This is a genomic window from Pseudomonas halotolerans (assembly GCF_039581215.1).
GTDB lineage: Bacteria > Pseudomonadota > Gammaproteobacteria > Pseudomonadales > Pseudomonadaceae > Aquipseudomonas > Aquipseudomonas tehranensis.
The window spans coordinates 41,409-62,236 of sequence record NZ_JBCNTJ010000006.1 but is presented as its reverse complement, the minus strand read 5'-3'; the positions used below and the strand labels follow the sequence as shown (position 1 = coordinate 62,236).

The 20,828-nt window shown below is 60.2% G+C and carries 14 protein-coding genes and 2 tRNA genes; 14 read left to right on the top strand and 2 right to left on the bottom strand.

Annotated elements, in window-relative coordinates:
• Window positions 1–79 precede the first annotated feature (79 nt).
• The 3 genes from AAIS01_RS10405 (at window position 80) to AAIS01_RS10395 (ending at window position 4,698) form a co-directional block, all read left to right on the top strand.
• Window positions 80–1,267 carry an ATP phosphoribosyltransferase regulatory subunit gene (locus tag AAIS01_RS10405; RefSeq protein ID WP_047227314.1) on the top strand — a complete coding sequence of 396 codons (1,188 nt, stop codon included), beginning with the start codon at window positions 80–82 and terminating at the stop codon, window positions 1,265–1,267.
• A gap of 54 nt (window positions 1,268–1,321) precedes the next feature.
• Complete coding sequence (locus AAIS01_RS10400) at window positions 1,322–2,614, top strand: adenylosuccinate synthase (protein WP_053117910.1); 1,293 nt, start codon at window positions 1,322–1,324, stop codon at window positions 2,612–2,614.
• A gap of 149 nt (window positions 2,615–2,763) precedes the next feature.
• Window positions 2,764–4,698 carry a methyl-accepting chemotaxis protein gene (locus AAIS01_RS10395; RefSeq protein WP_343468890.1) on the top strand — a complete coding sequence of 645 codons (1,935 nt, stop codon included), beginning with the start codon at window positions 2,764–2,766 and terminating at the stop codon, window positions 4,696–4,698.
• Between the two features lie 222 nt (window positions 4,699–4,920).
• On the opposite strand, the gene AAIS01_RS10390 is transcribed toward AAIS01_RS10395, so the two are convergent.
• Window positions 4,921–5,007: transfer RNA gene (locus tag AAIS01_RS10390), tRNA-Leu, on the bottom strand.
• 173 nt (window positions 5,008–5,180) lie between these two features.
• A tRNA-Leu gene (locus AAIS01_RS10385) sits at window positions 5,181–5,267 on the bottom strand.
• 226 nt (window positions 5,268–5,493) lie between these two features.
• Here AAIS01_RS10385 and rnr point away from each other — a divergent pair.
• The 11 genes from rnr to AAIS01_RS10330 all read left to right on the top strand — a co-directional run bounded on the left by rnr (window position 5,494) and on the right by AAIS01_RS10330 (window position 20,696).
• Complete coding sequence (rnr, locus tag AAIS01_RS10380) at window positions 5,494–8,112, top strand: ribonuclease R (RefSeq protein WP_343468889.1); 2,619 nt, start codon at window positions 5,494–5,496, stop codon at window positions 8,110–8,112.
• Complete coding sequence (gene rlmB, locus AAIS01_RS10375) at window positions 8,109–8,870, top strand: 23S rRNA (guanosine(2251)-2'-O)-methyltransferase RlmB (protein WP_092395762.1); 762 nt, start codon at window positions 8,109–8,111, stop codon at window positions 8,868–8,870. Before rnr ends, rlmB begins: the two co-directional genes overlap by 4 nt.
• A 307-nt stretch (window positions 8,871–9,177) precedes the next feature.
• Window positions 9,178–9,606, top strand: coding sequence for a 30S ribosomal protein S6 (gene rpsF, locus AAIS01_RS10370; protein WP_025211554.1), 429 nt, complete (start codon window positions 9,178–9,180; stop codon window positions 9,604–9,606).
• A 28-nt stretch (window positions 9,607–9,634) separates the two neighbouring features.
• Window positions 9,635–9,865 carry a 30S ribosomal protein S18 gene (rpsR, locus tag AAIS01_RS10365; protein WP_002551829.1) on the top strand — a complete coding sequence of 77 codons (231 nt, stop codon included), beginning with the start codon at window positions 9,635–9,637 and terminating at the stop codon, window positions 9,863–9,865.
• A gap of 36 nt (window positions 9,866–9,901) precedes the next feature.
• On the top strand, window positions 9,902–10,795 hold the full coding sequence (locus AAIS01_RS10360) for a YybS family protein (RefSeq protein WP_343468888.1): 894 nt from the start codon (window positions 9,902–9,904) through the stop codon (window positions 10,793–10,795).
• Window positions 10,796–10,813: 18 nt separating this feature from the next.
• Entirely contained in the window at window positions 10,814–11,260 is a 447-nt protein-coding gene (gene rplI, locus AAIS01_RS10355; protein ID WP_047227319.1) for a 50S ribosomal protein L9, read from the top strand.
• A gap of 136 nt (window positions 11,261–11,396) precedes the next feature.
• Window positions 11,397–12,794, top strand: coding sequence for a replicative DNA helicase (dnaB, locus tag AAIS01_RS10350; protein WP_027911801.1), 1,398 nt, complete (start codon window positions 11,397–11,399; stop codon window positions 12,792–12,794).
• Between the two features lie 190 nt (window positions 12,795–12,984).
• The gene (locus tag AAIS01_RS10345; protein WP_092395764.1) at window positions 12,985–15,285 is read left to right on the top strand and encodes a YgiQ family radical SAM protein; all 2,301 of its coding nucleotides are present in this window, start codon (window positions 12,985–12,987) and stop codon (window positions 15,283–15,285) included.
• A gap of 357 nt (window positions 15,286–15,642) precedes the next feature.
• Entirely contained in the window at window positions 15,643–16,563 is a 921-nt protein-coding gene (gene ssp4 / locus AAIS01_RS10340) for an Ssp4 family T6SS effector (RefSeq protein ID WP_343468887.1), read from the top strand.
• A complete protein-coding gene (locus AAIS01_RS10335; protein WP_092395768.1) occupies window positions 16,560–17,021 on the top strand; it encodes a hypothetical protein in 462 nt (153 codons plus the stop codon). The genes ssp4 and AAIS01_RS10335 overlap by 4 nt, the downstream gene beginning before the upstream one ends.
• Before the next feature lie 384 nt (window positions 17,022–17,405).
• Complete coding sequence (locus AAIS01_RS10330; protein ID WP_343468886.1) at window positions 17,406–20,696, top strand: transglutaminase family protein; 3,291 nt, start codon at window positions 17,406–17,408, stop codon at window positions 20,694–20,696.
• The last annotated feature ends 132 nt before the right edge of the window (window positions 20,697–20,828 follow it).

The window sequence follows — 20,828 nt, the reverse complement described above, 5'->3', positions numbered from 1 at the left end:
TGCGCATGGGGCGGGCATTTTCTGCTTCACTCAAGGCTTGCCCGAGGGCTGGCCGCCCGGACCATAGGGGAATGGCGTAATGGCAACGGTAGACCGCTGGCTGCTGCCAGATGGCATCGAAGAAGTACTGCCACCGGAAGCCGCGCGTATTGAAGTGGCGCGTCGGCAGGTGTTGGATCTGTTCCAGAGCTGGGGTTACGAATTCGTCGTTACCCCGCATATCGAGTACCTGGAATCCCTGCTGACCGGCGCGGGCCAGGACCTGGATCTGCGCACCTTCAAGGTTATCGACCCGCAGTCGGGCCGACAGATGGGCTTTCGTGCCGACATCACGCCGCAAGTGGCACGTATCGACGCCCACACCCTGCGTCGCGAAGGCCCGAGCCGTCTGTGCTACGCCGGCAGTGTGCTGCACGCCCAGCCGCGCGCCTTGTCATCTTCGCGCAGCCCTATCCAGTTGGGTGCCGAGTTGTATGGCGATGCCAGCCCGAGCAGCGACGTGGAAGTCATCAGCTTGATGCTGGCCATGCTGCAACTGGCCGACGTACCGGATGTCCACATGGACCTGGGTCATGTCGGCATTTATCGTGGCCTGGCGCGTGCGGCCGGCTTGTCGGGCGAAGTGGAACAACAGCTGTTCGACGCCTTGCAGCGCAAGGCCATCGATGAAGTGATCAGCCTGACCGAAGGCCTTCCGGCCGATCTGTCCGGCATGTTGCGGGCGCTGGTAGACCTGTGCGGAGGTCGTGAAGTGCTGGCCGCGGCCCGCGAACGGCTGGCCCATGCGCCGGCGCCTGTGCTTGCGGCGCTGGACGATTTGCTGGCGATTGCCGAGCGCCTGTCGGTGCGTTTCCCCGAACTGCCGCTGTATTTCGACCTGGGTGAGTTGCGCGGGTATCACTACCACACCGGCGTGGTGTTCGCGGTGTTTGTGCCGGGGGTTGGCCAGTCCATCGCTCAGGGCGGTCGATACGATGATATTGGCGCCGATTTCGGTCGTGCCCGCCCGGCGACCGGTTTCTCTACCGATTTGAAAACCCTGGTGACCCTGGGGCGTGCTGAAGTCGAGCTACCGTCTGGCGGTATCTGGATGCCTGACAGTACGGATGCAGCACTCTGGCAGACGGTCTGCCAGTTGCGCAGTGAGGGTCAGCGTGTCGTCCAGGCCTTGCCTGGGCAGCCTTTGGCCGCCGCCCGTGAAGCGGACTGCGACCGGCAATTGATTCAGCAGAACGGGCTTTGGCAAGTATTGCCGCTGGCTTCTTGAGTTTTCCTGCCGGCCGCGGCCGGCACCAAGTTTGCGCGAATGAGGACAAGTGTTATGGGTAAGAATGTCGTAGTCCTGGGCACCCAGTGGGGTGATGAGGGCAAAGGCAAGATCGTTGATCTGCTGACCGAACATGCTGCCGCCGTAGTGCGCTACCAGGGTGGCCACAACGCAGGTCACACCTTGGTGATCGACGGTGAGAAAACCGTACTGCACCTGATTCCGTCGGGCGTGCTGCGCGAAGGCGTGCAGTGCCTGATCGGCAACGGCGTGGTGGTAGCCCCCGACGCCTTGTTGCGGGAAATCATCAAGCTGGAAGAGAAAGGCGTACCGGTGCGCGAGCGCCTGCGTATCAGCCCGTCCTGCCCGCTGATCCTGTCCTATCACGTTGCGCTGGACCAGGCTCGCGAAAAGGCCCGTGGCGAGCTGAAGATCGGCACCACCGGTCGTGGCATCGGCCCGGCTTACGAAGACAAGGTGGCCCGTCGCGGCCTGCGCATCGGTGACCTGTTTCACCGTGAGCGCTTCGCCGCCAAGCTCGGCGAGTTGCTGGACTACCACAACTTCGTTCTGGTCAATTACTACAAAGAGCCGGCTATCGACTTCCAGAAAACCCTGGACGAGTGCATGGAGTACGCCGAGCTGCTCAAGCCGATGATGCTCGACGTCACTGCCGAGCTGCACGAGCTGCGTCGCGCGGGCAAGGACATCATGTTCGAAGGCGCCCAAGGCTCGCTGCTGGACATCGACCACGGTACCTATCCGTATGTCACCAGTTCCAACACCACTGCCGGCGGCATCGCCACCGGTTCGGGTTTTGGACCGATGTACCTGGACTACATCCTGGGTATCACCAAGGCCTACACCACTCGCGTGGGTTCGGGTCCGTTTCCGACCGAGCTGTTCGACGACGTCGGTGCGTTCCTGGCCAAGCGTGGCCATGAGTTCGGCGCCACCACTGGTCGTGCCCGTCGTTGCGGCTGGTTCGATGCCGTCATCCTGCGTCGCGCCATCGACGTCAACAGTATTTCGGGCCTGTGCCTGACCAAGCTGGACGTGCTGGACGGTCTGGAGACCATCAACATCTGCGTGGGCTACAAGAATCAGGACGGCGCCGTTATCGACGCACCGACTGACGCTGACAGCTACATCGGCCTGGAGCCGGTGTACGAGCAGATGCCAGGCTGGACCGAGTCGACCGTGGGTGCCAAGACCCTGGAAGAGCTGCCAATGGCGGCCCGCAACTACATCAAGCGCGTCGAAGAGTTGGTCGGTGCGCCGATCGACATTATTTCGACGGGGCCGGACCGCAACGAAACCATCGTTCTGCGTCACCCGTTTGCCTGATAAGTCTTTGATGTAAAAAGCAAAGGACCCTCATTGGGTCCTTTGCCGTTTCTGGCAGCCAGGCGGCACGACACTTGCTATGCAACCTGAATAATAAGTACTTTTCCTGAAGTGCTAGCAATTTAATGGCGTTAGTAGAGGGATTCCCTGTGTCGGCCGTTCTCTCATTGTTACAAAGCCGCCTGCTGCGGCCTGTGTTCGTTACCTTGGGTGTCGCCCTTTTGGTGCAGGTGCTGGTCGCTGTTGCGCTGACGCGAAGCACAGTCACTGCGCTGGAGGCCGATCTGGAGGCTCGGCTTGGGGGCGACAGTCAGAAGTTGTCTGGCGAACTGGAGCAGGCCGGGCGTGAAGTAACGTCGAGCCTGGACAGCTTGTCTGCCAGCACTCGTCAGCGCCTCACCGCCGGTTTGTCTGCGCGGCTGAAGGATGAACAGGCACAGTTGCGGGCGACGCTGGAAAAATCGCTCAAGGACTCTGCCAATGATATGGCGCAACTCCTGGCTTCGGTCGCGCCCCGTGCCATGTGGGACAGTGACGTGCCGGCCCTCTCCGAGTTTGCTCGTCGGGCTCAACGCAATCCCAACGTACTCTTCGTCATTTATGACGACGCCACCGGCCAGCACCTGACCCGCTACCTGAATCGACAGAACCCGATCAACAAGGCTTTGCTGGAGAAAGGCCAGGGCGATCGAGCGCTGGATAAGGTGTTGGACGCGGCCAGGAACGACCCTTCGGTGTATTACCTTGAGGCCTCGATCAGCCCCAACGGCGTAGAGATCGGTAAGGTGCTGATGGGTGTTTCCACGGCCTCCGTTGAGGCTGACCTGAAGGCGCTGGACCAGCGCTTCTCGGCCCTGATCGCCAGTGGCGACCAGTTGGTGGGCGATAGCCTCAAGGGAGCCGCAGCCGACAGTGCCACGGCAATGCGCGGGCGCCTGGAGTCGGCCCAGTCCACCGCGACGCAAATGCAGGCCAACACCGCCTCCACCGTCCAGGACGCCGCGGGCACTTTGCGCTGGCGCATCGGCCTGGGTCTGGCGCTGGTGGGGTTCGGCGTACTGGTGCTGCTGGCCGTGGTGTTGGGGCGTCGAGTGGTCAATCGTTTGAAGTTGTTGATTGCCGCGATGAACGATTTGGCAGCGGGTGAAGGGGACCTGACCAAGCGCGTGCAGATCAACAGCAAGGACGAAATTGGCGACATGGCCTCGGCGGTCAATCGTTTTGTGGATAAGTTGCAGCCCATCGTGCGAGAGGCGGGGGACGTGGCCCAGCGCACTGGTGTGGAAATCGGCGCAATGACCTTGCGCAACTCCGGTGCCGACGCGGCGGCCGGAATGCAGCGTGATGAAGTGGCCGAGAGTCTGCGAGCGCTGTCGCAAATGGCTGACGAGGCGCAATCGGAAAGCCAGGCGATGCAAGCTGCCCTGCAGCAGGTGGTGGAGATTCGCAAGGCCACTGACGAAAACACCCGTACCTCGGCCAAGGTCGGCGGCTTGATCGAGGCGCTGGCCGGGCAGGTCGACACGGGGGCAAAAGTCATCGAGCGGCTGGCGCAACAGAGCGAGCAGATCGAAGTGGTGCTCACGGTCATTCACGGCATTGCCGAACAAACCAATCTGCTGGCCCTGAACGCGGCCATTGAAGCGGCGCGGGCCGGGGAGACCGGGCGCGGGTTCGCAGTGGTGGCGGACGAGGTGCGGGCGCTGGCAAGCAAGACGCAGAGTTCGACCGGTGACATCCAGGCTCATATCGTTGCGCTGCAGCAGGGCGCTCGCGAGGCCGTGGCTGCCATCGGCCAAGCCGGGCGCCAGGCCAGCGAGGGCTTGTCGGTGCTGCGTGACAGTGCGCGCTTGCAGCAGTCGGTACAGACCTCCGTAGAGCAAGTGCATGCGGCCATCGGCCTGGCCACGCAGGCGGCGGCTCACCAGGCGCAAGGTGCGCAAGCGGTGCGTGGGCGGGTGGAAACGATTCACGCCCAGGCCGAGAAAGCGGCTCAGGCTGTGGTCGAGACCACGGCCAGTGGCAAGGTATTGGATAGTCTGGCGGCGCAGTTGAAGGCGAGCCTGGGGCAGTTCAGGGCTTGATGGGCTGATCGGGCTGGCCCCTTCGCGAGCAAGCCCGCTCCCACAGTGGGTGGCGTACTCATGAAGTACTTGATCTACTGTGGGAGCGGGCTTGCTCGCGAAGGCGGTTTTAGCGGCTCAGATACATCCGAGTCGCCAGCCAATAAGGGGTAACCCCAGAAACGCAAAAACCCGCTTTCGCGGGTTTCTGTGGGTTCAAGGCCGTAACCTTGAAGCTTGAATTGGTGCCCAGAAGAAGACTCGAACTTCCACGACCTTGCGGTCACCAGCACCTGAAGCTGGCGTGTCTACCAATTTCACCATCTGGGCAGCATCTTCAGCGTTGCCGCTGTCGATGTGGCGCACTATACGGAGCGAGTTTTGATCTGTAAACCCCTGTTTTTGTTTTAGTAATTGCCCGCCAGGTTTCATGGGGGCGGAAACGCAAAAACCCGCTTTCGCGGGTTTCTGTGGGTTCAAGGCTGTAACCTTGAAGCTTGAATTGGTGCCCAGAAGAAGACTCGAACTTCCACGACCTTGCGGTCACCAGCACCTGAAGCTGGCGTGTCTACCAATTTCACCATCTGGGCAGTATCGGCAACGTGTGTACGACGTCGATGGCGCGCACTATACGGAGCGTGTTTTTAACTGTAAACCCCTCCCGAGAAAAAAACCGGTAAATTTCACGAGCGGTGCATTTCCGGGCTTCAAAAGGGGTCAAAAGACTTCAGAAAAAGGCATCGGGTGCTCGAAATTTCCCGTTTCATTACGCCTATGCCAAACTAACCCGCATATAGACAAGGTGAAAACTCTCTAATGGCCGATTGGCAGTCCCTCGATCCCGAGGCCGCTCGTGAAGCGGAAAAATACGAAAACCCTATTCCTAGCCGCGAACTGATCCTGGCGCATCTCGCCGATCGGGGTTCGCCTGCTAGCCGCGAGCAACTGGTCGAAGAGTTCGGTCTGACCACCGAAGACCAGCTCGAAGCCCTGCGCCGCCGTCTGCGCGCCATGGAGCGCGATGCTCAGTTGATCTATACCCGGCGCGGCACCTATGCGCCGGTGGACAAGCTTGACCTGATCCTGGGCCGCATCGCTGGCCACCGTGACGGTTTTGGCTTCCTGATCCCGGACGACGGCAGCGACGATCTGTTCATGAGCCCGGCGCAAATGCGCCTGGTGTTCGACGGTGATCGGGCCCTGGCCCGGGTTTCCGGGCTGGACCGCCGCGGCCGCCGTGAAGGCGTGATCGTCGAAGTGGTGTCCCGTGCCCACGAAAGCATCGTCGGCCGTTACTTTGAAGAAGGCGGCATCGGTTTTGTCGTCGCCGATAACCCGAAGATCCAGCAGGAAGTGCTGGTCACCCCGGGCCGTAATGCCAACGCCAAGGTCGGTCAGTTCGTCGAGGTGAAAATCACCCACTGGCCAACCCCGCGCTTCCAGCCCCAGGGCGATGTGGTGGAAGTGGTCGGTAACTACATGGCGCCGGGCATGGAAATCGATGTTGCCTTGCGCACCTACGACATTCCCCATGTCTGGCCCGAAGCAGTCCTCAAAGAAGCCGCCAAGCTCAAGCCTGAAGTCGAAGAGAAAGACAAAGAGAAGCGCATCGACCTGCGCCACTTGCCGTTTGTCACCATCGACGGCGAAGACGCCCGGGATTTCGACGATGCGGTCTTCTGCGAAGCCCGGCCGGGCAAATTGCGCCTGTTCTCCGGCGGCTGGAAGTTGTACGTCGCCATTGCCGACGTTTCCAGTTACGTGAAACTCGGTTCGGCGCTGGACGCCGAAGCCCAAGTGCGCGGCAACTCGGTGTACTTCCCCGAGCGCGTCGTACCGATGCTGCCCGAGCAACTGTCCAACGGTTTGTGTTCGCTCAATCCTCATGTCGATCGCCTGGCCATGGTTTGCGAGATGACCATCTCCAAATCCGGCGAAATGACCGACTACTGCTTCTACGAGGCGGTGATCCATTCCCACGCCCGCCTGACCTACAACAAGGTCAGCGCGATGCTGGAAACCCCGAAACTTGCCGAATCGCGCAAGCTTCGCGGCGAATACACCGATGTCGTGCCGCATCTCAAAGAGCTGTACTCGCTCTACAAGGTGCTGCTGGCGGCCCGTCACGTGCGCGGCGCGATCGACTTCGAAACCCAGGAAACCCGGATCATTTTCGGCTCCGAGCGCAAGATCGCCGAGATTCGTCCGACGGTGCGCAACGATGCCCACAAACTGATCGAGGAATGCATGCTGGCCGCCAACGTGGCCACTGCTGAATTCCTGAAGAAGCACGAAATTCCTGCGCTGTACCGGGTCCACGATGGCCCGCCGCCGGAGCGCCTGGAAAAACTGCGCGCCTTCCTCGGTGAGCTCGGTCTGTCCTTGCACAAAGGCAAGGATGGTCCGTCGCCCAAGGATTACCAGGCCCTGCTGGCCGGTATCAAGGATCGCCCGGATTTCCATCTGATCCAGACCGTGATGCTGCGCTCGTTGAGCCAGGCGGTATACAGCGCCGATAACCAAGGGCACTTCGGCCTGAATTACGAAGCCTACACCCACTTCACGTCGCCGATCCGTCGCTACCCTGACCTGCTCACGCATCGGGCGATCCGCAGCGTGATCCACTCGAAGATGAACACCCCGCACGTCAAGCGTGCCGGTGCGATGACCATTCCCAAGGCACGCATCTACCCGTACGACGAGGCCGCCCTGGAGCAACTCGGCGAGCAATGCTCGATGAGCGAGCGCCGTGCCGATGAAGCGACTCGCGACGTAGTGAACTGGCTCAAGTGCGAGTTCATGAAAGATCGTGTGGGTGAGTCATTCCCGGGCGTGATCACTGCCGTGACCGGTTTTGGCCTGTTCGTCGAACTGACCGACATCTACGTCGAAGGCCTGGTGCACGTCACCGCGCTGCCGGGCGATTACTACCACTTCGACCCGGTGCATCACCGCTTGGCGGGTGAGCGTACCGGTCGCAGCTTCCGCCTGGGCGATACGGTTGAAGTGCGGGTCATGCGCGTTGATCTCGACGAGCGCAAGATCGACTTCGAGATGGCAGAAAAAACCATCAGCGCGCCGATTGGCCGCAAAAAACGTGGCACTGAAACTTCTGCGCCTGCGGCCAAGACCGCCGCTGAGCCTGCTCCCGCCAAATCCGGGCGCCGCGGTCCGGCCAAGGAAAAGGCGGTCGAGGCCTATCGCCCGAGCGATGCGGCGGCGAAAAACGCCGAGCTGCGCAAAAGTCGTGAGATGAAACAGGCGTTGCTGGCCGAAGCCAAGAGCGGCGGTAAAGCGCCGTCTGGGGGAAAGACCGGACGGTCGGCGCCGGACAAGGCGACCGGCAAGCCGAGCAAACATCGTAAAGGCCCGCCGAAAGCGGGCTCGGCCCCAGCCAAGAGCGGCGGGGCGCGTAAACCCAAGGCCAAGTCATGAGTCAGTTGGAAAAAATCTACGGTGTGCATGCCGTGGAAGCATTGCTGCGTCACCATCCCAAGCGGGTCAAGCAGATCTGGCTGGCTGAAGGCCGCAGTGATCCGCGGGTCCAGACCCTGATCGAGCTGGCTGGCGAGAATCGCGTAGCGGTCGGCCAGGCCGAGCGGCGGGAAATGGATGCTTGGGTCGAAGGTGTGCACCAGGGGGTGGTGGCTGAGGTCAGCCCGAGCCAGGTCTGGGGCGAGGCGATGCTCGACGAGCTGCTCGATCGCACCGAAGGCGCACCTCTGCTGCTGGTGCTGGACGGCGTGACCGATCCTCACAACCTCGGCGCCTGCCTGCGTTCGGCCGATGCGGCCGGTGCATTGGCGGTGATCGTGCCGAAAGACAAGTCGGCGACGTTGACGCCGGTGGTGCGTAAAGTCGCCTGCGGCGCGGCGGAAGTGATCCCGCTGGTGGCCGTGACCAACCTGGCGCGTACCCTGGAGAAACTCCAGCAGCGCGGCCTGTGGGTGGTCGGCACGGCGGGCGAGGCCGAGGTCAGCATTTATGATCAGGACCTGACGGGCCCGACGATCCTGATCATGGGGGCCGAAGGCAAGGGCATGCGCCGCCTGACCCGCGAGCACTGCGACTACCTGGTCAAGCTGCCAATGGCCGGCAGTGTCAGCAGCCTCAACGTTTCGGTCGCGACCGGCGTGTGCCTGTTCGAGGCCCAGCGCCAGCGTGGCGTGAAAGCAGCCGCCAAAAAGCCCTAAGCCAGACGCAAATTAAATGTGGGAGCGGGCTTGCTCGTGAATGCGGCGTGTCATTCAGCGAATATGTTGAATGTTCGACCGCATTCGCGAGCAAGCCCGCTCTCACAGTGTCATGTGTTGGGGCAAGGAACGGTGGTTGTTCAAATAATCACCAATCACCTTGCGCCGCCCTCGGCCCTTCTCTACAATTGCGCCCCTTGCTGTGATGGCAGGCACTTATGTGTCTAGCGTCCACAAGTCCATAAGTGTCATTCACTCCTTGTCTGACCGTTTTTGAGCGGCAGGCTACAACCCGTAAGGAGCATTCATGCGTCATTACGAAATCATCTTTTTGGTCCACCCGGATCAAAGCGAGCAAGTCGGCGGCATGGTTGAGCGTTACACCAAGCTGATCGAAGAAGACGGCGGCAAAATCCACCGTCTGGAAGATTGGGGCCGTCGTCAACTGGCCTACGCAATCAACAATGTTCACAAGGCTCACTACGTGATGCTGAACGTTGAGTGCACCGGCAAGGCCCTGGCCGAGCTGGAAGACAACTTCCGCTACAACGATGCAGTGATCCGTAACCTGGTCATCCGTCGCGAAGAAGCCGTCACCGGCCAATCCGAGATGCTCAAGGCTGAAGAAAACCGCAGTGAGCGCCGTGAGCGTCGCGACCGTCCTGAGCACTCTGACAGCGCCGAAGGCGATGACAGCGATAGCGACAGCGACAACAGCGATAACGCTGACGAGTAATCCACGGACCTTTTAAGGAGCCAATCACATGGCACGTTTCTTCCGTCGTCGTAAATTCTGCCGCTTCACCGCTGAAGACGTGAAAGAGATCGATTACAAAGATCTCAACACTCTGAAAGCCTACGTATCCGAGACCGGCAAAATCGTTCCAAGCCGTATCACCGGTACCAAAGCTCGTTATCAGCGTCAGCTGGCCACCGCTATCAAGCGCGCCCGCTTCCTGGCCCTGCTGGCCTACACCGACAGCCACGGCCGCTGAGACCGGGCAGTCGACACGTAGCAAAGGATTGAATGCATGCGCGCCTTAGCTGAGTTCATCATGCGCGGTCGTATGCAGGCCACTCTGGTAGTGGCTGGATGCGCGGCATTGCCGTTGTTGTATTGGTTGGGTGCTGCCGCGGTGAGTCTTGTACTCCTGCGGCGCGGATTGAAGGACGCCCTTGGCGTACTTGCTCTGGGACTGCTGCCGGCTTTGCTGTGGTGGCTGTATTCCGCTGACCCGCGGGCACTGATGGTGCTGCTGGGGTCTTCGGCGCTGGCGTTGGTGTTGCGCGCTAGCGAATCCTGGAACCGCGTGCTGCTGGTCAGCATAGCGATGGGAGTGGTGTTTTCAGTGGTGCTCGGGGTGGCTTTCGCGCCCCAGATCGAGATGCTGTCGCAGGCTTTGATAAAAATCCTGCCCGAGGCCCTCGGTGATCTCTACCAGCAGATGTCGGTAGAGGAGCAAGCGCGCTTTGCGTCCCTGATCGCACCGGTCCTGACCGGCCTGATTGCGGCCTTGTTACAAATCGTCAGTGTGCTGAGCCTGATTATCGGGCGCTACTGGCAGGCGTTGTTGTACAACTCGGGTGGTTTTGGTCGCGAATTTCGCGCCATCCGTTTCCCGCTTGGGCTGGCGATGTTGCTGCTGGCGGGCATGCTTCTGGGGCCGAACTTCGGTCCGCAGATGGCCATGCTCACGCCGTTGTGCAGTGTACCGCTGGTATTTGCTGCTCTGGCCCTGATTCACGGGCTGGTGGCGCAAAAGCGACTGGCCAGGTTCTGGCTGGTGGGGTTGTACGTCACGTTGTTGCTGTTCATGCAGCTGATCTATCCGTTGCTGGTGGTCCTGGCCATCGTCGACAGCCTGATTGATTTTCGCGGTCGTATGGCGCCGAAAGACGCCGACAACGCGAACGGTGAAGGTTAAAAGTTAGAGGATTTTCACATGCAACTGATCCTTCTGGAAAAAGTCACCAACCTGGGCAACCTGGGTGACAAAGTAAACGTTAAGGCCGGTTACGGTCGTAACTACCTGCTGCCTTACGGCAAAGCCACCGCTGCGACCGCTGCCAACCTGGCCGCGTTCGAAGAGCGTCGCGCTGAGCTGGAAAAAGCCGCAGCAGACCGTAAGACCTCGGCTGAAAGCCGTGCTGCCCAACTGGCCGAGCTGGAAGTGACCATCACTGCCACCGCTGGCGACGAAGGCAAGCTGTTCGGTTCGATCGGTACTCACGACATCGCTGACGCACTGACCGCCTCTGGCGTTGAAGTGTCGAAGAGCGAAGTTCGTCTGCCGAACGGCACCATCCGCAACGTAGGCGAATTCGACGTAGCCGTGCACCTGCACGCCGAAGTTGAAGCCACCGTACGCGTTGTCGTGGTAGCAGCTTAAGCAATACCTGTCGGCTGGCACCCTCGGGTACTAGTCGGTAACATCGGGCACGATCCTGTTTACAGGTCGTGCCCTTTGTCTTTCTGCAATTGCTGATTTTCAAAACCCCCTGCGTTTCCAAAAGAATCAAGTGGCCATGAACGAAATCACCGCTCCCGAGCAATACGATCTGCAAACCGCTGCCCTGAAGGTGCCTCCGCACTCCATCGAGGCCGAACAGGCGGTGCTCGGTGGTCTGATGCTGGATAACAACGCCTGGGAACGCGTGCTCGATCAAGTATCCGACGGCGATTTCTACCGGCATGACCACCGCCTGATTTTCCGTGCCATCGCACGATTGGCCGATCAGAACATGCCGATCGACGTGGTGACCCTGGCCGAGCAATTGGACAAGGAAGGCCAGACCTCTCAGGTTGGCGGCCTCGGTTACCTGGGTGAGCTGGCAAAAAACACGCCGTCTGTCGCCAACATCAAGGCCTATGCCCAGATCGTGCGTGAGCGGGCGACTTTGCGCCAATTGATCGGTATCAGCACCGAAATCGCTGACAGCGCCTTCAACCCGGAAGGCCGAACCGCTGCCGAGATCCTCGACGAAGCGGAACGGCAAATCTTCCAGATCGCCGAGGCCCGGCCAAAAACCGGCGGCCCGGTCAGCGTCAACGACCTGCTGACCAAGGCCATCGACCGCATCGACACCCTGTTCAACACTGATAACGCCATCACCGGTCTGTCCACCGGCTACACCGACCTTGATGAGAAGACCAGCGGCCTGCAGCCATCGGACCTGATCATCGTCGCCGGCCGTCCGTCCATGGGTAAAACCACCTTTGCGATGAACCTGGTGGAAAACGCCGTATTACGCAGTGACAAGGCTGTTCTGGTGTACTCCCTGGAGATGCCAGGTGAATCGCTGATCATGCGTATGCTCTCGTCCCTGGGGCGTATCGACCAGACCAAGGTCCGTTCCGGCCAACTGGAAGATGACGACTGGCCGCGGCTGACTTCGGCGGTCAACCTGCTCAACGACCGCAAGCTGTTCATCGACGATACTGCCGGTATCAGCCCCTCGGAAATGCGCGCCCGAACCCGTCGTCTGGTGCGTGAGCACGGTGATATCGCGCTGATCATGATCGACTACCTGCAACTGATGCAGATCCCGGGATCCAGCGGCGACAACCGGACCAACGAGATTTCCGAAATCTCCCGTTCCCTCAAGGCCCTGGCCAAGGAATTCAACTGCCCGGTGGTGGCGCTCTCCCAGTTGAACCGTTCCCTGGAACAGCGCCCCAACAAACGCCCGGTGAACTCCGACTTGCGTGAATCCGGAGCGATCGAGCAGGACGCCGACGTGATCATGTTCGTCTACCGTGACGAGGTGTATCACCCGGAGACGGAACACAAGGGCATCGCCGAAATCATCATTGGTAAGCAGCGGAACGGCCCGATCGGCTTTATCCGCCTGGCCTTTATCGGCAAGTACACACGCTTCGAAAATCTGGCGCCGGGTAGCTACAATTTTGATGACGACGAGTGACCTGTGGGAGCGGGCTTGCTCGCGAAGGCGGTGTGCCAGACAACCTCAGCATCGACTGACACACCGCCTTCGCGAGCAAGCCCGCTCCCACAGGGGCACCACCAATTTCCGACCATAGCCGTCGGAATTGGTCAAATTTTGTGCTATATTTCGCGCCCGCGATTTTTCATCTTCTATACCGGTCATCGACATGCAAGCAGCCAAGCCGTTATTTGACTATCCCAAGTACTGGGCCGAATGTTTTGGCCCGGCGCCGTTCCTGCCCATGAGCAGGGAGGAGATGGATCAGCTCGGCTGGGATTCGTGCGACATCATCATCGTGACCGGTGATGCCTACGTCGATCACCCGTCGTTCGGCATGGCGATCATCGGTCGGCTGCTGGAAGCCCAGGGCTTTCGTGTCGGGATCATTGCCCAGCCGAACTGGCAGTCCAAAGACGACTTCATGAAGCTCGGCGAGCCAAACCTGTTTTTTGGCGTCGCGGCCGGCAACATGGATTCGATGATCAACCGCTACACCGCCGACAAGAAAATCCGCTCCGATGACGCCTACACCCCGGGTGGCATGGCGGGCAAGCGGCCGGACCGCGCGAGCCTGGTCTACAGCCAGCGTTGCAAGGAAGCCTACAAGCATGTGCCGATCGTGCTCGGCGGTATCGAAGCGTCCCTGCGCCGCATCGCCCATTACGATTACTGGCAGGACCGGGTGCGCAACTCGATCCTGATCGACGCCTGCGCCGACATCCTGCTCTACGGCAACGCCGAGCGGGCGATTGTCGAGGTCGCCCAGCGTCTGTCTTACGGCCATAAGATCGAAGACATTACCGACGTGCGCGGCACGGCCTTCATCCGCCGCGACACCCCGCAAGGCTGGTACGAAGTCGATTCCACGCGCATTGACCGTCCGGGCAAGATCGACAAGATCATCAACCCGTACGTGAACACCCAGGACACTCAAGCCTGCGCGATCGAGCAGGAAAAGGGGCCGGTTGAAGACCCGAGCGAAGCCAAGGTCGTACAAATCCTGGCGAGCCCGCGCATGACCCGCGACAAGACCGTGATTCGTCTGCCGTCGGTGGAAAAGGTTCGTGGCGACGCGGTGCTCTACGCTCACGCCAACCGCGTGCTGCACTTGGAAACCAACCCAGGCAACGCCCGCGCCCTGGTGCAGAAGCACGGCGAAGTCGACGTCTGGTTCAACCCGCCGCCCATTCCGATGACCACCGAGGAAATGGACTACGTGTTTGGCATGCCTTACGCCCGTGTTCCACACCCGGCGTATGGCAAGGAAAAGATCCCGGCCTACGAGATGATCCGTTTCTCGGTGAACATCATGCGTGGCTGCTTTGGCGGCTGCACCTTCTGCTCGATCACCGAGCATGAAGGCCGGATCATTCAGAACCGCTCTGAAGAATCGATCATTCGCGAGATCGAAGAGATCCGCGACAAGGTCCCGGGTTTCACCGGCGTCATTTCCGACCTCGGCGGCCCGACCGCGAACATGTACCGCATTGCCTGCAAGAGCCCGGAAATCGAATCCGCCTGCCGCAAGCCGTCCTGCGTGTTCCCTGGCATCTGCCCGAACCTGAACACCGACCATTCTTCGCTGATCCAGTTGTACCGCAGCGCCCGGGCCTTGCCTGGGGTGAAGAAGATCCTGATTGCCTCCGGCCTGCGTTACGACCTGGCGGTCGAGTCGCCGGAATACGTCAAGGAACTGGTGACCCACCACGTGGGTGGTTACCTGAAGATCGCCCCGGAACATACCGAGGAAGGTCCGCTCAACCAGATGATGAAACCGGGCATCGGCAGCTATGACAAATTCAAGCGGATGTTCGAGAAGTACACCAAGGAAGCCGGCAAAGAGCAGTACCTGATTCCGTACTTCATCGCCGCCCACCCGGGCACCACCGACGAAGACATGATGAACCTGGCGCTGTGGCTCAAAGGCAACGGTTTCCGGGCCGACCAGGTGCAGGCCTTCTATCCATCGCCGATGGCCACCGCCACGGCCATGTACCATTCGGGCAAGAACCCGCTGCGCAAGGTCACCTACAAGAGCGACGCGGTGACCATCGTCAAGAGCGAGGAGCAGCGCCGCCTGCACAAGGCCTTCCTGCGTTATCACGACCCCAAGGGCTGGCCGATGCTGCGCGAAGCGCTGACCCGCATGGGTCGCGCTGACCTGATCGGGCCGGGCAAGAACCAGTTGATTCCGTTGCATCAGCCGGCCACCGACAGCTACCAGAGTGCCCGTCGCAAAAACTCGACGCCCGCTGGCAGCCACAAGGTGGGCAAGGAAACCACCAAGATCCTGACTCAGCACACCGGCCTGCCACCGCGCGCCAGCGACGGCGGCAACCCGTGGGACAAGCGCGAGCAAGCCAAGGCTGCGGCATTCGCCCGCAACCAGCAGGCCGCCAAGGAACGCAAGGACGCCGCCAAGGGCAAAGGGCCCAAGCCTGCACGCAAGCCTGTCGTGCCGCGCTAATCGTCGTGCAACATCGCAGAACGCCAGCTTAGATGCTGGCGTTTTGCTTTCTAGCGGCTGTGCTACTCGTTTGCTATCGTGGCGACCGCCAATGCCAGGCAGTTCCGGGCAATAGAGCTAAACACCGCTTTTGTGGCGAGGGAGCTTGCTCCCGCTCGGCGGCGAAGCCGTCGTAAAACCGGCTGACACGGTCTGCCTGGGAGATTACCTCGGTTTATTTGGGGCTGCTTCGCAGCCCAGCGGGAGCAAGCTCCCTCGCCACAGGTGTCAGTATTGGCCCTGGGAGAGCCCGGCTTGCCCGCACTCATGGCCACACAGGCAATACGTTTCACCCTCGGATTTTCAAGGACGATTCATATGAGCACCCCGTTACCGGGTATCGGCATGGACTACAGCCCCTCCCAGTTCATGGCCCGCCAACGCATCGAAAGCCAGATCAACCTGCCGCGCCTGTTTGCGGCCATCGACGCCGATCCCAGTATCGTCGGCGCGGGCGTAGTGTATATCGATGCGGAATTCAACGTGGTGACCCTGCGCGAGTTCAAGCCGATTTGCAGTATCAAGCCCAAGCGGATCATCTTGCGCGAGGCGCAGAAGTACATTGCGCCGGCTCAGTTTGCCCAACAGGTGCAGGACAACCCTCGTGAATCGCGATTGGTAGCAGAGGCGGTGAACACCGGATTGGCCTGCGCTGCTGCATTTATCAGCTGGACCGTTGTTCTAAGCGGTACCGTGCTGATTCCGTTCAGTGCCGGAGCCAGTACAGTGGTGTCTGCAATTGCTTACACCGCAGCGGCAGCAAGTACCGTCCAGTGTGTTGGTAGTGGTTACCGGGCTCGCAATGAAATAGTCGACCCAGCCATGAATGACTACCTTGATGGCGAAGCTTGGTATCAGAGCGTAATGATTGGATTGGACGCAGCCTCACTGCTGGGTGTAGGGGCTAGTGCACTCACAACCGTCAGATTGGTCACTGTAGCAAAAGCAACTACAGGAAAAAGCTTGCGTGATGTTTTGAAAGGCTTAAATCGCCAGGAGCGAGCAAAACTGACCCAAGAACTGCTAAGTATCAAACACCCGGAAATGTCTCGCAGGATGATTAAGCTGAAGCAATTAGCCGGGGGGCTTCCCAAACGTTACACGCCGACTCAGCTTCGGCATGGCACCGTTACTCAGATACAGGACTCCTTAGGCGCTGCATTGGGGTTCACCGGCAGTGCCTTATCCGGCAATGTAAAAACTATTGCAGTTGGTCTTTATGAGGAGATGGAGCAGTGAAGCAGAACCAGACTATTCGTAGTTTTCTGGCGCGTTACCTCATTGTTTTCATGGGGGTGATTTTTGCAGGCTGCTTCGCTGCCTCGGCAACGGTATCGTTAGCGATGAGTACTTATTTCAGATCTATCCCAGTGGATCTCAGGGCGACTACCGGGTGGGCGACGACCGTTGTCATCGCCATGGTCATCGTGCACAGCAACTATTTGATCGTTCGAGGACGACCTTGGTGCGCATGGGTCATGGTCGCCGTATTTGCTGCTTGCTTGCTAACCGTTTTGCCGACTTTCCAATATGAGCCGCACAAGTTTATTTACGCCGAGGGACTGTTCTGGCCCTTGTTTGGTGTGTTGCTGCTCAATAGCAAGCGTCACCGCGAAATGCGTGCTCGACTTCTGGAAATTCGCCACGAACGTCAGCGGATCAAGCGTGAGACCAAGCGGCAAAGCCGATCAAATTGATGCGCGGGGTTTCAGTGATGGATCGAAGACATTCATTGAAGGCGTTCCTTACTCATTATTTCCCGACCTTCATCTGCGCCTTTTTTCTAGCCTGTTTCGCGGTTTCCGCTTCAATTTCATTAGTCTCCAGTACTTACTTTCGAGGCGATCCTGAACGGGCCAAATATTCTTTTCTGGTTGCGCTGATCCTCTCTCTGCTCTAGGCGTTGAGTCGATTCGCTACCACCGCTGCTACATTTATGTGCTGTCTTTGCAGCCGAATGCGAGCATCGCGCGCTTTTAGTGCTCTACTGCCTTGAGTAGACGAAGAAAGTGTCCGGCCTGCCTGCATGGCATAAGTCTTGCGCCGCTTTCAATAACGCCCAGGCTCGCAGGAGGTACGTCGTGTCGATTCACGTCGCATTGCACCATGTTACGCATTACCGATACGACCGCGCTGTCGAGCTCGGTCCGCAGATCGTTCGCCTGCGCCCGGCGGCCCACAGCCGCACGCGCATCCTGTCTTATGCGCTGAAAGTCTCGCCCGATCAGCATTTCATCAATTGGCAGCAGGATCCCCAAGGCAATTACCTGGCGCGGTTGGTGTTTCCCGAGAAAACCCGGGAGCTGCGCATTGAAGTCGATCTGTTGGCGGAAATGGCGGTGTTCAATCCGTTCGACTTTTTCCTGGAGCCCTACGCGGAAAAAATCCCATTCACCTATGCCGCCGACGAGCGCAAGGAGTTGGCGCCTTACCTTGAAACCCTGCCGTTGACGCCGAGATTCCAGGCCTACCTGGACGGCATCGACCGCACGCCGTTGCCGGCGGTGGATTTTCTGGTGGCGCTCAACCAGCGTCTGAGCGAAGACATCAACTACCTGATCCGCATGGAGCCGGGCGTCCAGACCCCGGAGCACACCCTGGAGCATGCATCCGGTTCCTGCCGCGATTCGGCCTGGTTGCTGGTGCAGTTGTTGCGCAACCTTGGCCTGGCCGCGCGGTTCGTTTCCGGCTACCTGATCCAGTTGACCGCCGATGTGAAAAGCCTCGACGGTCCGTCCGGTACCGAGGTGGATTTCACCGACTTGCATGCCTGGTGCGAGGTCTACCTGCCCGGTGCCGGCTGGATCGGGCTGGATGCAACCTCCGGATTGTTCGCCGGTGAAGGGCATATCCCGTTGGCCTGTAGTCCCGATCCGTCCTCGGCGGCGCCCATCAGTGGCTTGGTGGAACCGTGCGAGTGCGAATTCAGCCACGAAATGTCCGTCGAGCGGATCTGGGAAGCGCCACGGGTCACCAAGCCCTACACCGAAGAGCAGTGGCTGGCGATTCAGGCGTTGGGCCGTAAAATTGATGTCGACCTGCTGGAAGGCGATGTGCGCCTGACCATGGGGGGCGAGCCGACCTTCGTCTCGATCGATGACCCGGACGGCGCCGAATGGAACACCGCCGCGCTCGGCCCGGACAAACGTCGCCTCTCCGCCGAGCTGTTCCAGCGCATGCGCAAGCACTATGCGCCCCTGGGACTGGTGCATTTCGGCCAGGGCAAGTGGTACCCCGGTGAGCAGTTGCCGCGCTGGTCGCTCAACTGTTATTGGCGGCGGGACGGGGTGCCAATCTGGCACAACAGCGCGTTGATCGCCGACGAGCAGCAGGACTACGGCGCCGACGGCGAAATGGCCGGGCGCTTTCTGACCCGCGTTGCCGAGCGTTTGAAAATTCCTGCGCGATTCGTGTTCCCCGCCTACGAGGACAATTTCTATTACCTCTGGCGCGAAGGTGCACTGCCATCGAACGTCACGGCCCAGGACCCACGCCTGGACGATGCCCTGGAGCGGGAGCGGTTGCGCAAGGTTTTCAGCCAGGGCCTGGATAAAGTGATCGGGCAGGTCCTGCCGCTGGCGCGAACCGCCAAGGGCGATCAATGGCAAAGCGGTCGATGGTACCTGCGCGATAGTCACTGCCGGTTGGTACCGGGGGATTCGCCCCTGGGCTATCGCCTGCCATTGGCTTCCCAACCATGGGTGACGGCGGCCGAATACCCTTTCATTCATCCCACCGACCCGAACCAGGACCTGCCGGCGCTGCCCGACGCCGAACGCCTGGCCCGTCATGGTGAGTCGGCAACCGAGCAGGATCGTGCCCCGCTGATCGACGAATCCGCCGACTGGCTGACCCGCACGGCGTTTTGTGCCGAGGCCCGCGAGGGGCGCTTGTACCTGTTCATGCCGCCCCTGGAGCGGGTCGAGGATTATCTGGAGCTGGTCAGCGCCATCGAGGCGACAGCCGAGGAGCTGCATTGCCCGGTACTGTTGGAAGGCTACGAGCCACCCAGCGACCCGCGCCTGAGTAACTTTCGCATCACCCCCGATCCGGGCGTGATCGAGGTTAACGTGCAGCCGTCCGCGACCTGGGATGAACTGGTGGAGCGCACCGAGTTTCTTTACCAAGAGGCGCGACAAACCCGGCTGACCACCGAGAAATTCATGATCGACGGACGGCACACCGGCACCGGTGGTGGTAACCATTTCGTACTGGGTGGCGCGACACCGGCTGACTCTCCCTTTCTACGGCGCCCTGACCTGCTGCGCAGTCTGATCAGCTACTGGCATAACCACCCGTCGCTGTCCTACCTGTTTTCCGGCTTGTTCATCGGCCCGACGTCCCAGGCACCGCGGGTGGACGAAGCGCGCAACGATGCGTTGTATGAGCTGGAAATCGCCTTCGCACAAATGCCGCAGCCTGGCGAAGAATGTCCGCCCTGGCTGGTTGATCGGTTGTTACGCAACCTGTTGATCGACGTGACCGGCAACACCCATCGTGCCGAATTCTGCATCGATAAACTCTATTCGCCGGACGGCGCCACCGGGCGTCTCGGTCTATTGGAGTTGCGGGCTTTTGAAATGCCGCCCCACGCCCGCATGAGCCTGGCCCAGCAATTACTGCTGCGGGCGCTGGTGGCGCGGTTCTGGCGTGAACCCTATGCGCCCGCGAAACTGGCGCGCTGGGGGACCGAGCTGCATGACCGCTTCCTGTTGCCGCATTTCATCGAACAGGATTTTGCCGACGTCATCAACGAACTGAGCGCCGCCGGTTACCCGCTGCGAGCCGAGTGGTTTGCCGCGCACCTGGAGTTTCGTTTTCCCAAGGTGGGCGATTACGCGGTCAGCGGCATCGAACTGCAATTGCGCCAAGCCCTTGAACCTTGGCATGTATTGGGAGAGGAGGGGGCGGTGGGCGGCACCGTGCGGTATGTGGACTCTTCTCTTGAGCGTTTGCAGGTCAAGCTCAGCGGCCTGGCGCCGCAACGCTATCTACTGACCTGCAACGGTATACCGGTGCCGCTTCAAGCCACCGGCCGAGTTGGCGAATTTGTCGCCGGGGTACGTTTTCGCGCCTGGCAACCGGCCAACTGCCTGCAACCGACCATCCCGGTCCACGCGCCGCTGGTCTTCGATCTGCTCGACACCTGGACGCAACGTTCAGTGGGTGGCTGCCAGTACCATGTGGCCCATCCGGGGGGACGCAACTACGACAGCCTGCCGGTGAATGCCAACGAGGCTGAAAGTCGGCGAATGGCGCGTTTTTTCCGTCTGGGACACACGCCTGGGAAACTTCCGATACCCAACCTGGCAGTGGACGACGAGTTTCCCCTCACGCTCGATCTGCGACGTTTTCCAGGGGCTTCAATGTAGGCGTTGTCGAGTTCAACGAGGCTGCGATCTTTCCTTCAGACACTTGAGTCCCAAGTGAAAGATCAAAAGATCGCAGCCTCCGGCAGCTCCTACAGGGCACCCCCAGCGCCTTGTCACAATCTTCCACCTATC

Excerpts from the sequence above, each read along its gene's own strand:
- AAIS01_RS10405 (WP_047227314.1), top strand. The coding sequence starts at position 80 with ATGGCAACGGTAGACCGCTGGCTGCTGCCAGATGGCATCGAAGAAGTA.
- AAIS01_RS10400 (WP_053117910.1), top strand. The coding sequence starts at position 1,322 with ATGGGTAAGAATGTCGTAGTCCTGGGCACCCAGTGGGGTGATGAGGGC.
- rnr (WP_343468889.1), top strand. The coding sequence starts at position 5,494 with ATGGCCGATTGGCAGTCCCTCGATCCCGAGGCCGCTCGTGAAGCGGAA.
- rlmB (WP_092395762.1), top strand. The coding sequence starts at position 8,109 with ATGAGTCAGTTGGAAAAAATCTACGGTGTGCATGCCGTGGAAGCATTG.
- rpsF (WP_025211554.1), top strand. The coding sequence starts at position 9,178 with ATGCGTCATTACGAAATCATCTTTTTGGTCCACCCGGATCAAAGCGAG.
- rpsR (WP_002551829.1), top strand. The coding sequence starts at position 9,635 with ATGGCACGTTTCTTCCGTCGTCGTAAATTCTGCCGCTTCACCGCTGAA.
- AAIS01_RS10360 (WP_343468888.1), top strand. The coding sequence starts at position 9,902 with ATGCGCGCCTTAGCTGAGTTCATCATGCGCGGTCGTATGCAGGCCACT.
- rplI (WP_047227319.1), top strand. The coding sequence starts at position 10,814 with ATGCAACTGATCCTTCTGGAAAAAGTCACCAACCTGGGCAACCTGGGT.
- dnaB (WP_027911801.1), top strand. The coding sequence starts at position 11,397 with ATGAACGAAATCACCGCTCCCGAGCAATACGATCTGCAAACCGCTGCC.
- AAIS01_RS10345 (WP_092395764.1), top strand. The coding sequence starts at position 12,985 with ATGCAAGCAGCCAAGCCGTTATTTGACTATCCCAAGTACTGGGCCGAA.
- ssp4 (WP_343468887.1), top strand. The coding sequence starts at position 15,643 with ATGAGCACCCCGTTACCGGGTATCGGCATGGACTACAGCCCCTCCCAG.